We start from the raw sequence: 14,459 nt of genomic DNA, 5'->3' as shown, positions 1-14,459 counted from the left end.
CCAAAAATTTATTTATTTTATCTTTTCTTGTATGATTTCTAAGGCTTTTTCAAATTGAGGATCAGTACTTCTTGAATATGTCTTTTCTTTAAGCTCTTTTGGATATTCAACTGTAACATCTGGTCCTATACCCTTTTTGTGAATATTTTCTCCATTTGGAGTATAGTATTTTGAAATAGTTACCTTTAAAGCTGTACCATCTTTTTCTTGACCTATCTTATCTAAAACAACTTGAACTATTCCTTTACCAAAGGATGTTGTTCCAACTAGAGTTCCTAAATCATAATCTCTAATAGCTCCCGCAACTATTTCTGAGGCAGAAGCAGTACCTCCATCAATTAAAACTACTAAAGGCATTCCCTGTGCGATTCCGCCTTTAGATACACTTTCCTCTTTATTACCATACTTATCTATTGTAGACACTATAACCTTATCCTTTGGAACAAAGTTTGATACTAGGTCTACACATTCTTTCATAAATCCTCCTGGATTTCCTCTTAAATCAAGGATTAACCCCTTCATACCTTTCTCTTCTAAAGCTTTTAATTGAGTTTCAAAGTCTTTAGCTGTTCCCTCATCAAAAGCTAAAACTTCTATATATCCAATATCTCCATCAATCATTTCACTTTTAACGTTAACTGTTTTAATTACATCTCTCATAACATCAACGTCAAATTCGCCTTTACCTTCTCTATATAATGTTAATTTTATATTTTCTTTTGTAGTACCCTTCATCATTGAAACGGCTTTATCCAATTCATTTCCTGAAACTGGTTCTCCATTTACTTTTAAGATAATATCTCCAGTTTTTATTCCTGCTTTTTCAGCTGGCCCTCCTTGAATAGGAGAAATTACTACTATCTTACCATCCTTAACAGCTACTTGAATCCCAATTCCCATGTAGTTTCCTTGACTTTTTTCTTTAAAATCTGAAAATTCTTTTTCATTCATATAATATGTGTATTGATCACCTAAAGATGAAACCATACCCTTTATAGCACCTTCAGCTAATTTACTATCATCAATTTCTCCATCATACCATCTATAAAGCATTTCCCTTACTTCTAATACCTTTTTAAAATTTTCTGTATCATTTACCTTCTCTAATGAAGATTGAACTGCACTTACACTAGTTATAGGTAAAATACCAAAGGCAGTTAATCTATTCCCTGCATATACAGAAACACCAATTATTAAAGTTAAGGCAACACCCATGGCTAAAGCTCTGAATCCTTTTTTCTTCTTAAGATTTTTAATAATATTATTATATTTATTTTTTTCATCCTTATTGCGACTCATAAAAACCCACCCTTTCAAAAAAAAGCTTAAAATACGCTATATTTAAATAGTTTACGTATTTTAAGCTTTTTATATTCTATATTAGATATTAAACGTCTAAGAATTTTCTTAAAGCTATTATACTACCTATTGCACCAATAACAATACCTGCTAGTATAAACTGCCATGACATTGTTGTTAAAACATACATTGGTTGTACAAATTGTGGCATATATAGTGATGATGAAGATACAATTTTTCCATATAAGAAGTTATACCCTGCGAATAATAAAAGTGTTGAAAGAATACCACCTACAAGGCCGATTATAACCCCTTCTATTACGAAAGGCCATCTTATAAACCAGTCGGTTGCTCCAACGAATTTCATTATTCCTACTTCTCTTCTTCTTGAGTAAACTGTTATCTTTATTGTATTTACTATTAGGAATAGTGATACACCTACGAATACTACACCTAAAACTAATCCTACTGTATTAATAACTTTTACAAAGGAGTTTATAGTACCTATAAGCTCTTCGTCATTACCTACATCTTCTACACCAGCCATAAATTTATCATTAGTTTTCATAGCGCTTTCAACGCTTGAAGCTACTTCTGGGCTTTCTAATCTTACTATGTATGAAGCTGGTAATGGGTTATTTTCTTTGCTATATCCAGCTAAAATCTCTTTATTATAATCACTTGAACCTTCCATCTTTGCAAAGGCTTGATCTTTAGATTCAAATTCTACTTCTTTTACCCCTTGAACAGTCTTAAGTTTTGCTTCAACTGCATCCCTTTGCTCTTGTGTTACGTCATCTTTAAGGAAAACCTTAACCTCAACTTTGTCTTGAACATCTGTAACCCCATTTTTAACATTTAAAGCAGTTAATAAAAATGCTCCAAATATAAATAATGTAGTAAGAACAGTTGCTATAGAAGCTATACTTATTGTTCTATTTCTCTTTAAACTTTTGAAAGCATCTGATATGAAATATCCTATAGTACTAAACTTCATATTCATATCCTCCTTTCTGAACATCACTAACTACTTCACCTTTATCTATAGCTATAACCCTCTTTTTCATTGAGTTAACTATTTCTTTAGCATGAGTAGCCATAACTACTGTTGTCCCTGCCTTGTTTATATCATCTATTAATTCCATAATTTCTTTAGCTGTTTCTGGGTCTAAGTTACCTGTTGGTTCGTCAGCTATTAAAACTTTTGGATTATTAACGATAGCTCTTGCTATTGAAACCCTTTGTTGCTCTCCTCCTGATAATTCAGTTGGGAACATTTTATATTTATTAGATAATCCAACTAGTGATAATACCATTGGAACTCTCTTTCTTATTTCTTTTGGTGAAGCCCCTACTACCCTCATTGCAAAGGCAACATTTTCATAAACATTAAGAGTTGGTATTAATCTAAAGTCTTGGAATACCATTCCTATTTTTCTTCTATGATAAGGTATTTGTCTTCTTTTTATTTTAGATAAATCTTCGTTTCCCATAACTATGTTTCCAGTTGATGGTTCAACTTCTTTTAATAACATTTTTATGAAAGTTGACTTACCAGCACCACTCGGTCCAACTAAGAATACAAACTCACCTTTATCAATATTTATATTGACATTTGTAAGTGCTTTGACATTCTTATTATAGACCTTGCTAACATTCCTAAATTCTATCATTGTTAACACTCCTTAATAACTTTTTTCTACTCAACAAATTAAAATCTAAACAAATATTTAGAAAATATATATATAAATTTACCCGATTGCTATCAACACTAATCTATTTTACTATTTTACCCTACTTTTCTACATTAATCTACTTAATTTTTGTTAATATTTCATACCTTAATGTAAAGCATCTTAATTATATCATAACAAAGTTCTACATTTCTACTAAATCAAGAAAACCTTCTCCAAAGACTTCTTTAGAATCATTTACTGTTATAAAGGCTCTTGGATCTATTTCCTTAATTTTCTTCTTAAGACTTATAAACTGTCTTCTATTTACTACTACATAAAGTATTGTTACAGGTTCCTTTGAATATCCTCCAGTACCTTCTATTTTAGTACATCCTCTTTCAATTTCTTTCATTATTACCTGAGAAATCTCTTCACTTTTTTCACTAATTATTAAAAGTTGTTTACATGAGTTAAAACCTTCTATTATTTTGTCAATCAATATTCCCATTATAAAAACACCAATTAATCCAAATAAGGCTTTATCAACTCCAAATACTAGAAGTGCACATACTACAACAACACAATCTGCACATAAAAGTGATTTTCCTATTTCAATATGTAAATACTTATTTAATATTTTAGCTACAATAGCTGTTCCCCCTGTTGAGGAATTTTGGCTAAACACTAATGCTATTCCAAAGGCTCCAACTACGCTACCAAAGATAGTAGCTAAAAGCATATTTTCTGTTACTGCAAAAGTTGGTAAGAAGCTTTCTATTAAACTTATTGTTATGGATAATCCAAAGGCTGCATATATACTACGTCCTCCAAAGCTTCCACCTATAAGCCAAAATGCTAAAGCAAATAATATAACGTTAGCAACATTCATAAACATTCCTTGTGATATACCTGTTATCTTGTTAACAACTAAAGCTAAACCTGATACTCCACCAGCAGCAATATCATTAGGATAATAAAAGTATTCTAAAGATATAGCTAAAAGAATTACTCCTAAAGTAATTATTCCATACTCTTTTAATGTTTTCATACTAATCTTCATTTTAAAAACCCCCTCTTAAATAGATTTATATTTAATTTGCTCTCCCCATTTTAAATTAATTATTAATTCATCATTTATATTATTGCCCTCAATTTTTAATATTAACATTTATATTCATATTTTGGCAATAAAATTCAAATTAATACTTTTTTTGTATTTTTATGTATAAAGAAAAAAGCAGCATGAGAAAAATTACTCATGCTGCTTCTTTTTTATATCTTATAGATTATCTTTTTAAGCTCATTGCTTTCTTAGCAGCCTTAACTGCTTCTTCTGAAGTTAATCCATAAGCCTTTAATAATTGGTCTGGTTTACCACTTTCTCCGAATGTATCTTTAACACCAACTCTAACTACTGGTACTGGATATTCTCCTCCAACAACCTCAGCTACAGCTGATCCTAATCCTCCGATTATATTATGCTCTTCTAATGTAACTATTGCTCCAGTTTCTTTAGCAGCTTTTAATATAAGCTCTGAATCTATTGGTTTAATAGTATGAATGTTTATTAATCTAGCGTTAATTCCTTCTTTAGCTAAAGCTTCAACAGCTTCTATAGCTACATCAACCATTATACCTGTTGCAAATAATGTTACATCATTACCTTCTTTTAATTCTATACCTTTTCCAATTTCAAATTTGTACTCTGGTCTATCATTTATTACATTAACTCCTGCTCTTCCTAATCTTACATAGCAAGGTCCATTGTATTCAGCAATAGCTCTTATTGCAGCTTCTGTTTCAACTGCATCTGATGGGCATATTACTGTCATGTTTGGTATACTTCTCATTAAAGATAAATCTTCTATAGCTTGGTGTGATGCTCCATCTTCACCAACTGTTAAACCAGCATGAGTAGCACATATTTTTACATTTAATCTTGGGTAACATATTGAGTTTCTTATTTGCTCAAATGCTCTTCCAGCAGCAAACATAGCAAATGTACTAGCAAATGGAATTTTTCCACAAGTTGATAAACCTGCTGCTACTGACATCATATTTCCTTCTGCAATACCCATATTTATGAATCTTTCTGGACATGCTTTTTTGAAATCAGCAGTTTTAGTTGATTTTGAAAGGTCTGCGTCTAAAACTACTATGTTCTTATTTTCGTTAGCTAAAGCAGCTAATGCTTTTCCGTATGCTTCTCTAGTTGCTATTTTTTTCGCCATTAGTTGTCCCCTCCGATCTCTTTTATAGCTTGCTCACATTGCTCTTTAGTTGGAGCTGTTCCATGCCAAGCTGCTTCATTTTCCATAAATGAAACACCTTTACCTTTTACTGTGTTACAAACTATGCAAGTTGGTGCTCCTTTTGTACTCTTAGCTTTTTGTATAGCATTTATTATTTCTTCATAATCATGTCCGTTTATAACTATTACATTCCATCCGAAAGCTTCGAATTTCTTGTCTATTGGACATGGACTCATTACTTCTTTAATGTCACCATCTATTTGTAATCCATTGAAGTCAACGAAAGCAGTTAAGTTGTCTAGTCTGTAGTGAGCTGCTGACATAGCTGCTTCCCAAACTTGACCTTCTTCTAACTCTCCATCTCCTAAAATAGTAAATACTCTGTAATCTTTGTTGTCTAATTTACCAGCTAATGCCATACCTACAGCCGCTGATATACCTTGACCTAAAGAACCAGTTGACATATCGATTCCTGGTAAGTCGTTCATATTTGGATGTCCTTGAAGGTTTGAACCAAATTTTCTTAATGTTGTTAATTCTGCTGGATCAAAATATCCTCTTCTTGCTAAAGCACTATATAATACTGGTGCTGCATGTCCTTTTGATAAAACGAATCTATCTCTATTTGGATCCTTTGGATTTTTTGGATCAATATTCATTTCATCGAAGTATAAAATTGTTACTATATCTGCTATTGATAAAGATCCACCTGGATGTCCTGATGCTGACTCAGTAAGCATAGTTACTATGTCTTTTCTTATAACCTTAGACATGCTTTTTAACTCTTGTATCTTGTTGCTCATAATGACCTCCTGTACATTTATGTAAACTTTTTTAAAATATTGTTTTACCTTTTTGCCAAGTTCATTCTATCACAAAAAATTGATTTTTCATATAGTAATTTTTTATTTATGCTAATCTTTTTGTGCTTTTTGCTTTCATTAAGAGTACTCTAATACCCTATTAGACTACTCTATTTTTCTTTGATTTTTATGGCTTAAACTGATCTTTTTAATATTAAAGACTATAATAGTATATCCTGGATAAATTTTTATATGAAAAAGTTTTAATTAGAGTATCACATTTATAGCTTTAATACTATACAGAAATTATATCGATTACAGTTAATTATTTTTTTAAATTTTATATATTATTAGCTAAAAAATATTGAAAAATTCCTTTTTAAGAGTAAAAAATTAAGGCTATGATTAAATATTTAATCATAGCCTAAGTTATCTAATTATTGTAAATTTAAACTTATTAACAAAGATTTATTTACTTTTTTCATATCATCCTCTGTCATATGTCCAATTTTCTCTTTTAATCTCTTCTTATCTAAAGTTCTTATTTGTTCTAAAAGAACAACAGAATCTCTATTTAACCCATATTCCTCAGAAGAAATTTCTACATGTGTAGGCAATTTCGCCTTATTTATTTGTGAAGTTATAGCCGCAACAATTACAGTTGGACTATACCTATTTCCTATATCATTTTGTATTATTATGACTGGTCTTATTCCCCCTTGCTCTGATCCAACAACTGGACTAAGGTCAGCATAAAATATATCCCCTCTTTTTACATTCAAACTAGCCATTTATATCACACTCCGCAAAGCCATGTCTCATATTCTATTTGATCAAAGTATTCTACAGAAGTTCCTTCTTCAGCATATTGTGAATTTATTAAAGCCATAGCCTTATATCCTTCCTTCATTGCTTCGTAAAAGTCGTCTTCTTTTTTGTCCTCACTATATGTTATTATATTTCTTCCTTTTAATTGACTAAAATTTTCGATTTTCTTTTCTTTTTTTGAATCTTGTTTATTAATCTTTGATACTGACATGTACATCACTCCTAAATGCAAAAAGAGTTATAAAATTATGTATAGATTATATTACAAAATATGCCACCTTGTCAAAGATTTCATCTTATGCAAATGATATTTTTTGACATAATATTTATTATTAAATTTGTTTACTATTATTTTTTCTTAATAAAATATATTAAATATGTAGAATTATACTTAAATATAAATAATTTACAACATTTAATATTGTGATTGCTAAAAAAGCAATCACAATATTAATTTTAATTTTTAACTTTACTAAAGTTATTAAACTTTATAGAAACACTTTCTGAATCATCCCTATCATAAATTGTAGCTTCTTTAGGAACTTTTTTCTTTGCATCTATAATCATTACTTCTCTTGAAAAATTTTCATTCCCATTTAAATTTTTAAACTCTAGTATTATTTCAGACTTCTCATTTTCATCATTCCACTTGTAAGTAAATTCATGTTCTTCATTACATAAATCCTTTAATTCATTTATGAACATAAATCTATAGAACTGATCATAGTCTCTTCCAACTTCATAAGTCTTTTCATCTTTAACGTAGTTTATTATTATTTTGTCCTTTTCAAATAATTGTTCTCTATCATCTAAAACAATTTTTGTGCCAACTTCTTCGTCATAATAAATTCTACCTTTTTCTTGGAACTGACCTCTAGAATTTTTAACATCATATATTATTTCTGTTTCATAAGATTCTATAGAAAACATATCTTCCAATATATCTTCTGGTGTTAAATTATAAGTTCTTTGATAGATAGCTAGTCCACCTATAACACCTAAGATTATAATTAATAGTATTATGAGTATGGCATTTCTTTTACCCTTCATGAAAATCCTCCCAATGAAACCTTATACCTTACATACTATTAATTAGTAATCCTTTTTATTCTAAAAGCTAATCAATTCTTTAATTTTATTAGGAATATTTTTTATAATTTCCATAGCACTTACTGTGAAATTCTCCTTGGATAATTCATCACCTATGTATCCATGTATATATGCTCCTAAAATAGCCGCATCAAAACTATTTACTCCTTGAGATATTAATGAAGTTATAATTCCTGTTAATGTATCTCCCATTCCCCCTGATGCCATAGCACTATTTCCAGTAGGATTCACAAATACTTTATCCCCATCAGTTATTATTGTATTATATCCTTTTAATAGAACTGTAACTCCATTTTCTTTTGCAAAATCCTTAGCAATTCCAATTCTATCTCTTTCAACATCTTTAATCTCTATACCTAATAATCTTGCCATCTCTCCTGGATGCGGTGTTAATACTATGTCCCCTTTAAATTCTTTTAAAATGGATTTTTTTCTCTCTAACACATTGATTCCATCTGCATCTATGACAAGAGTTCCACTATAAAGATTGCATATATTATTTAACACTTCAAATGTTAAATCATTATTACCCATACCTGGACCAAAAGCAATTACATTTGCCCCACCAATAAATTCTTCGTATTCTTCTTTAGAATTATATGTTCCTGTCATTCCTTCGTTTAACTTAATAGATAATTCACTTTGGACATCTTTATGAGTAAAAACTGTAACTAAACCAGCTCCAGTCTTTATGGCTGCTTGCCCTACCATGTAAGCAGCTCCAATAAATCCTTTATGTCCAGCAAATATCAAGGATCTTCCATATGTACCTTTATGACCATATTTATTTCTATAAGGAAATTTATTTCTTATGTACTCTCTATCTGTAAATCTCATATTATCTGAGTTTTTATAAACTATACACTTAGGTATTCCTATATCTACAATTTTTAAATCGCCTAAATATTCAAAGCTTTTGTAATTTAAAAATCCTAATTTATAAACCTGAAAACTTATAGTTTCATTAGCCTTAACAGCTATTTCACAAATACTACCATCATCTGAATTTATACCTGATGGAACATCTATAGAAACTGTAAATTTACTATTTTCATTTATACATTTTATAGCCTCAAAATATATTCCAGAAATCTCCTTATTAAGTCCAGTTCCAAAAATACCATCAATAAGTATTTCACTATTTATTATGTTATTTTTTAGTATCTCTAAATCCTTATTATTAGAGATACCCTTTATATAGCAACCTAGCTTTTCTAATATAGTAAGATTAGTTTTATAATCTACAGACCCCTCTTTTTCTTTCTCTAATATATGTACATAAACTTTTTTACCTTTATTTAATAGATGTCTTGCAATACCTAAGGCATCACCACCATTATTGCCTCTTCCAGAAATAATAGTAAAACTTTCTTTAGTTAAATCTATATTTTCTAAAAATTTAATTATGGCATTTTCCATTAAAACTATGCTTGGCATATTAAACTTTTCTATATAATCTTTGTCCATATTTCTTATGCTATTAGAACTACATATTTCCATAATATTCACCCTCCAAAACAGAATATGCAATTGCACTACTATTATTATGAGAGATACTTAAATGTACCCTTAGTGAATTATTATTTCCAACTAATTTATTTCCTATTAAATTTGCACCATTATGCAAAATAACTTCAGGTTTTCCTAATTCATTTCTAAGAATTTCAATATCTTTAAAAGAGAATCCCCTTATACCAGTTCCTAAAGCCTTACTTACAGCTTCCTTAGCAGCAAAATTTCCAGCTATAACCTCACTATTCATGTTTCTACTAATAAAATAATCTATTTCTCTTTCAGTAAATAACTTACTTAAAAAATTTTTATTATTTTGAATAGCTTGTCTAACTCTTTCTATTTCAATGATGTCCACACCAATACCTATTATCATAGAGATCCTCTCCCTTAATCATTAATATATTTATCTACTATGATACTACTAGAAAGCAAAATCAGCCACACAGTTATCAACGTCTTCACCTATAACATCAATTAGATGTATAGGTGATACTTCGTACTTATGCAATTTCTCCACTAAGACTTCTACCTTATCTTTATTTGGAGATATCTTATCAACTGAATCTCTTTCTATATTAATTAAATCTGAATCCTTAAAATCTTTTCTTTCAACTTCTATTCCATACACTGTTGTTCCCTTAAAACAACTTTCTATTAATCTATAACAGAATTTGTAACATTTATCTTCTAAATTTATTTCCTTATACAGATTTTTTACGATTTTCATTTAATTTCCTCCCTATTTCCCCTAATCTTATATAAATGTAAACCTTAATCACCTTTATCTTATCACCTTTATAAAAAAAAACATGTCAAATCATGCACATATAAACATATTTTTTATCGTTATTTAACGACATAAGTCTCTTAATAGAAACCCAAATTTCATTTTTTTTGTATTTTTCTGTGAAAATTTCTTCTTTTTTATCTTTATTTTTTTATCTTTTCATAATTTAGTAATAAATTTTATGAAAACGATGTAAATTCTATAATTTATCCACTTATTATGTAATTAGTTATATTTATGAAAATATCTAATTATGTAATAATTCTTCCTGTAATCGTTATACATAAATTAAATATTAGGGGGATTTTTTATGACTAACAAACAAAAAATGCGTAAGCGTAGAAGGGCTTTACTTTGTGTTTTTGCAGCATTTGCATTTTCTTTTAATCCTTTAGGAAAGATAGCTTACGCAACACCTAAACAAGATACAAGTGTTGTAAATTATGTGAAAACTCAAGAAGAAACTTCAAACTCAATTCAGAATCAACCAATCTCATCTTATTGGTATCCAGAAGATTTATTAAAATGGAGTGCTAACAATGATAAAGATGCAAAGTTTAATAAAAGCACAGTTCCATTAGCAAAAAGAGTCGAAAAAGATAAACTTGATACTATTAATGACACTCAAAATAAAGATGTTAAAGTTGTAGCAATTTCAATAATGAATGCTAACACTAGTGGTAATCCATCACAAGGTTCAAATAAATTTAGTGCTAATACATTCTCTTATTGGCAATACATAGATAAATTAGTTTACTGGGGCGGATCAGCTGGAGAAGGATTAATAGTTCCTCCAAGTCCAGATGTTACTGACTCAGCACACAGAAATGGGGTTCCTGTTTTAGGTACTGTATTCTTCCCTATGACAGCTCATGGTGGAAAAATGGAATGGTTAAATAAATTCCTTGAAAAAGATGCTAATGGAAACTTCCCTATAGTAGATAAATTAATTGAAGTTGCAGAAAACTATGGCTTTGATGGTTGGTTCATAAATCAAGAAACAGAAGGAACTGAACAAGAACCTTTAACTCCTGAACATGCTAAGCTTATGCAAGAATTAATAAAGCAATTTAAAGCTAAGTCTAACGGAAAATTTGAAATCATGTGGTATGATTCCATGACAAAAGATGGGGATATGGATTGGCAAAATGCTTTAACTGATAAAAATGAATATTTCTTATTAGATGGAGATAAAAACAAAGTTGCTGATAGTATGTTCTTAAATTTCTGGTGGACATATAATAGTTTAAAAGATAAAGATTTATTAAGAGTATCTAATGAAAAAGCTAAAGAAATAGGAATAAACCCTTATGACTTATATGCTGGAATAGATGTTCAAGCAAATGGATATAAAACTCCTCTTAGATGGACTCATTATCAAAGAGATGACCAAGCTCCATTTACTTCATTAGGTCTATATTGTCCAAGCTGGACTTATTTCGATGCTAAAACTCCAGAACAATTCCAAGAAAACGAAAGTAGATTATGGGTTAATGAACATGGTGATCCATCAAAGGCAACTAATGCTCAAGGAGTTGATTGGAGAGGGATTTCAACATACTCTGTTGAAAAAAGTGCTGTAACTAGCCTTCCATTTACAACTAACTTTAATATGGGTAATGGATATGATTTTTATGTTAATGGTAATAAAGTATCTACTCAAGATTGGAATAATAGAAGTTTAAATGATATAATGCCAACTTACAGATGGGTTATTTCAAATGAAGAAAATAATAATGTAAAAGCTGACATAGATTATACTACTGCTTACTATGGTGGTAACTCAATTAAACTTTCTGGTTACCTAGCTGAAGGAAAAGCTTCTACAATAAAACTTTATAGTTCTGATTTGACTTTACCTGAAGGTGTACAATTCACTACTACTGCTAAGGCTAATGGAAATACTGTAGATATGGATTTAGTTCTTACATTCCATGATGGTACAGAAACTACTATTTCTGCTGATAAGAAACTTGGTACTGATTGGACTAAACTTACTTATGATGTTTCACCATATGTAGGAAAATCAATTAAAACTATTTCTTATAAACTTTCAAGCCCAGTATGTGTTGATAACTTCTCTGCAAACTTAGGTAATATAACAATAGAAATTCCTAACTCAAGTTCAAAAGTAAATATATCTAATGCTAAATTAAATGATGTTGACTTTAAAGATGGAATATATGCAGGTGCTAGACTTTCATGGAGTCCTGAAGGAAATTCTTCTGATGTACATCATTATGAAATTTACAGAGTTATGAATGATGGAACTAAAGTTTTACTAGGTGCAACTCCTAATACAAGTTATTATGTTAGTGATTTAAGAAGAAATGATAAAGAAACAAATACTAATTTTGAGGTAATTGCTGTTAACAAAAACTATAACAGAGGAAATAGTCAAAGTATAAATATGGAATGGCCTGATTATCCTGCCCCAACAGCATCATTTAAGGTTTCAAATACCCTAATAGCCCCAGGACAATCAGTAACCTTTACTAACACTAGTTCTGAAGTTACAGAAGAAATCCAATGGAAATTCCCAGGTGCTAAAGTTGAAAGTAGTACAGAACAAAATCCAACTGTTACTTATGAAAAAGAAGGTGTTTATCCAGTAATACTTACTGCTAAAAACTCTTCTGGAGAAAATGTAGAAACTAAAACTGAACTTATAACTGTTACAAATGCTGCAAAAGATGGTTTAGTAAACTTATCACTTAATAAATCAGCTACAGCATCAAGCTTTGTAAACGAGAATGAAGCTCCTCAATATGCTTTAGATGGAAATGTTAAAACTAAATGGTGTGCCGTAGGCTCTGCTCCTCATACATTAACAATAGATTTAGGAGATATTAAAACTATAGGAGAATTAGAAATAAGCCATGCAGAAGCAGGTGGAGAAAGCAGTGGTATGAACACTAAAGCTTACTCTCTTGAAGTTAGTAATGATGGTGAAAACTTTACTCCTGTATTAAATGTAGATGATAATACAAAGGCTATAAGCAATGATGCTTTCCCTGTTACTAAAGCTAGATATGTTAGATTAAATATTATTCAGCCAACTCAAGGTGCAGACTCTGCAGCTAGAATATACGAGGTTGCTGTAAAGGGATTAGATGGAAATGTTGATTTACCACCTGTAATAAACCCTGATGATTCAAATAAACCAGTTGATCCTGATAAGCCAGTAAATCCAGACAAACCAAACAATCCTGAAAGCCCAGATAATCCTAGTAATACAGATAAACCTGTTAATCCTGATCAACCTGGCGATTCTGAAAAACCAGAAAATCCAAACAAACCTGGTGATACAGAAAATTCAGGTGAAAAACCTTCTGAGCCATCTGCTTTAGTTAGTAAAGAAATTACTGAAAATAGTGCTTTATTAAGTTGGAAGGCTCCTGAAAAAGTAGACTTAATTAAAGAGTACGTTATTTATAAAGATGGAAAAGAAATTGGTAGAGTTCCTGCTGACAAAACTCCACTTGAGTTCTTAGCTAAAGACTTAAAACCTAATACTAAATATAACTTCCAAGTATCTTCAATTGATAAAAACGGAAAAGAATCAGATAAAATATCATTAGAAGTTACTACAAATAAAAAAGATAATGGAAATTTACCTAATACAGGATCACCTATAGGGGCTGGTACTTTAGCTACTACTGGACTTGCTTTATCATCTGCTGGTGTTTATTTAACTTTAAAGAAAAAAAAAAATAAATAATGAATTATAAATAAAAATCAATTTAAAATAGCCATACTTTAGTATGGCTATTTTTACTTCTATCCAAAGATATTTTTACAGTTTATACCAAGGGTTTCATGCAATTTTTAACTAAAACTTATTAAATATTCATGCTAATTTTCTGAAAATTCTCAATTGTTTTTTAGTTTAAAAATCAGTTAATAATGCCCAATTTCTATTTACTTTTAACCCTAAAAGTGTATAATTAATAATATCAAATAATAAATTTTATTAATTGATATTATTAATTAATTAAAAGGATAATTACACTTTTTTATATCATTTTATCAAATATTTATAAATTTGTTTAACATAGTGAAATAATTATTGGTAATTCTATATAAAGCTAATTTGTACTTTTAATTAATTTAATATCATTTTAGGTTTATGTATAAAATAATTCTTAATTTATAAAAAATATTACATTTTGAAGGGAGGTAGCTGCAT

Annotated in this window: 13 protein-coding genes; 1 reads left to right on the top strand and 12 read right to left on the bottom strand. The window is 29.6% G+C overall.

Going from position 1 to position 14,459, the window contains the following annotated elements; genetic code table 11:
• Positions 1-12: 12 nt before the first annotated feature.
• From GOM42_RS01775 to GOM42_RS01720, 12 genes are all read right to left on the bottom strand, one after another.
• The gene (locus GOM42_RS01775) at positions 13-1,299 is read right to left on the bottom strand and encodes a S41 family peptidase (RefSeq protein ID WP_003458081.1); all 1,287 of its coding nucleotides are present in this window, start codon (positions 1,297-1,299) and stop codon (positions 13-15) included.
• An 88-nt stretch (positions 1,300-1,387) separates the two neighbouring features.
• Positions 1,388-2,296: a permease-like cell division protein FtsX gene (ftsX, locus tag GOM42_RS01770; protein WP_003457959.1), complete on the bottom strand. Its 909-nt coding sequence runs from the start codon at positions 2,294-2,296 to the stop codon at positions 1,388-1,390.
• A complete protein-coding gene (gene ftsE / locus GOM42_RS01765) occupies positions 2,286-2,972 on the bottom strand; it encodes a cell division ATP-binding protein FtsE (protein ID WP_003458050.1) in 687 nt (228 codons plus the stop codon). Before ftsE ends, ftsX begins: the two co-directional genes overlap by 11 nt.
• Before the next feature lie 205 nt (positions 2,973-3,177).
• Positions 3,178-4,035 (bottom strand): YitT family protein, encoded by an 858-nt coding sequence (locus GOM42_RS01760; protein WP_003458017.1) that lies wholly within the window; start codon positions 4,033-4,035, stop codon positions 3,178-3,180.
• Between the two features lie 226 nt (positions 4,036-4,261).
• A complete protein-coding gene (locus GOM42_RS01755) occupies positions 4,262-5,206 on the bottom strand; it encodes a transketolase family protein (RefSeq protein ID WP_003458019.1) in 945 nt (314 codons plus the stop codon).
• On the bottom strand, positions 5,206-6,033 hold the full coding sequence (locus GOM42_RS01750) for a transketolase (RefSeq protein ID WP_279510802.1): 828 nt from the start codon (positions 6,031-6,033) through the stop codon (positions 5,206-5,208). Before GOM42_RS01750 ends, GOM42_RS01755 begins: the two co-directional genes overlap by 1 nt.
• A 434-nt stretch (positions 6,034-6,467) precedes the next feature.
• On the bottom strand, positions 6,468-6,821 hold the full coding sequence (locus GOM42_RS01745) for a type II toxin-antitoxin system PemK/MazF family toxin (protein ID WP_003458025.1): 354 nt from the start codon (positions 6,819-6,821) through the stop codon (positions 6,468-6,470).
• A 5-nt stretch (positions 6,822-6,826) separates the two neighbouring features.
• Entirely contained in the window at positions 6,827-7,069 is a 243-nt protein-coding gene (locus GOM42_RS01740; RefSeq protein ID WP_003465652.1) for a hypothetical protein, read from the bottom strand.
• 245 nt (positions 7,070-7,314) lie between these two features.
• Positions 7,315-7,908, bottom strand: coding sequence for a germination lipoprotein GerS-related protein (locus GOM42_RS01735; RefSeq protein WP_003458078.1), 594 nt, complete (start codon positions 7,906-7,908; stop codon positions 7,315-7,317).
• 60 nt (positions 7,909-7,968) lie between these two features.
• Complete coding sequence (locus GOM42_RS01730; protein ID WP_003458085.1) at positions 7,969-9,468, bottom strand: bifunctional ADP-dependent NAD(P)H-hydrate dehydratase/NAD(P)H-hydrate epimerase; 1,500 nt, start codon at positions 9,466-9,468, stop codon at positions 7,969-7,971.
• Positions 9,455-9,856 (bottom strand): holo-ACP synthase, encoded by a 402-nt coding sequence (gene acpS, locus GOM42_RS01725; RefSeq protein ID WP_003458033.1) that lies wholly within the window; start codon positions 9,854-9,856, stop codon positions 9,455-9,457. The genes GOM42_RS01730 and acpS overlap by 14 nt, the downstream gene beginning before the upstream one ends.
• A 48-nt stretch (positions 9,857-9,904) precedes the next feature.
• Positions 9,905-10,210, bottom strand: coding sequence for a DUF6514 family protein (locus tag GOM42_RS01720; protein ID WP_003458000.1), 306 nt, complete (start codon positions 10,208-10,210; stop codon positions 9,905-9,907).
• A 370-nt stretch (positions 10,211-10,580) separates the two neighbouring features.
• Between GOM42_RS01720 and GOM42_RS01715 the strand changes: the two genes are divergently transcribed.
• Positions 10,581-13,991: a discoidin domain-containing protein gene (locus GOM42_RS01715; RefSeq protein WP_110035039.1), complete on the top strand. Its 3,411-nt coding sequence runs from the start codon at positions 10,581-10,583 to the stop codon at positions 13,989-13,991.
• Positions 13,992-14,459 lie beyond the last annotated feature (468 nt).

It is taken from the genome of Clostridium sp. 16K-1-R1, assembly GCF_023921145.1.
GTDB lineage: Bacteria > Bacillota > Clostridia > Clostridiales > Clostridiaceae > Sarcina > Sarcina perfringens.
The sequence above is the reverse complement of the archived record's forward strand: the minus strand, read 5'-3'. Positions and strand labels throughout refer to the sequence as shown.

What these genes read in the sequence shown, in the direction of transcription:
- GOM42_RS01715 (WP_110035039.1), top strand. Translation starts at nt 10,581, where the DNA reads ATGACTAACAAACAAAAAATGCGTAAGCGTAGAAGGGCTTTACTTTGT.
- ftsX (WP_003457959.1), bottom strand. Translation starts at nt 2,296, where the DNA reads ATGAAGTTTAGTACTATAGGATATTTCATATCAGATGCTTTCAAAAGT.
- GOM42_RS01760 (WP_003458017.1), bottom strand. Translation starts at nt 4,035, where the DNA reads ATGAAGATTAGTATGAAAACATTAAAAGAGTATGGAATAATTACTTTA.
- acpS (WP_003458033.1), bottom strand. Translation starts at nt 9,856, where the DNA reads ATGATAATAGGTATTGGTGTGGACATCATTGAAATAGAAAGAGTTAGA.
- GOM42_RS01775 (WP_003458081.1), bottom strand. Translation starts at nt 1,299, where the DNA reads ATGAGTCGCAATAAGGATGAAAAAAATAAATATAATAATATTATTAAA.
- GOM42_RS01735 (WP_003458078.1), bottom strand. Translation starts at nt 7,908, where the DNA reads ATGAAGGGTAAAAGAAATGCCATACTCATAATACTATTAATTATAATC.
- GOM42_RS01720 (WP_003458000.1), bottom strand. Translation starts at nt 10,210, where the DNA reads ATGAAAATCGTAAAAAATCTGTATAAGGAAATAAATTTAGAAGATAAA.
- GOM42_RS01745 (WP_003458025.1), bottom strand. Translation starts at nt 6,821, where the DNA reads ATGGCTAGTTTGAATGTAAAAAGAGGGGATATATTTTATGCTGACCTT.
- ftsE (WP_003458050.1), bottom strand. Translation starts at nt 2,972, where the DNA reads ATGATAGAATTTAGGAATGTTAGCAAGGTCTATAATAAGAATGTCAAA.
- GOM42_RS01755 (WP_003458019.1), bottom strand. Translation starts at nt 5,206, where the DNA reads ATGGCGAAAAAAATAGCAACTAGAGAAGCATACGGAAAAGCATTAGCT.
- GOM42_RS01740 (WP_003465652.1), bottom strand. Translation starts at nt 7,069, where the DNA reads ATGTCAGTATCAAAGATTAATAAACAAGATTCAAAAAAAGAAAAGAAA.
- GOM42_RS01730 (WP_003458085.1), bottom strand. Translation starts at nt 9,468, where the DNA reads ATGGAAATATGTAGTTCTAATAGCATAAGAAATATGGACAAAGATTAT.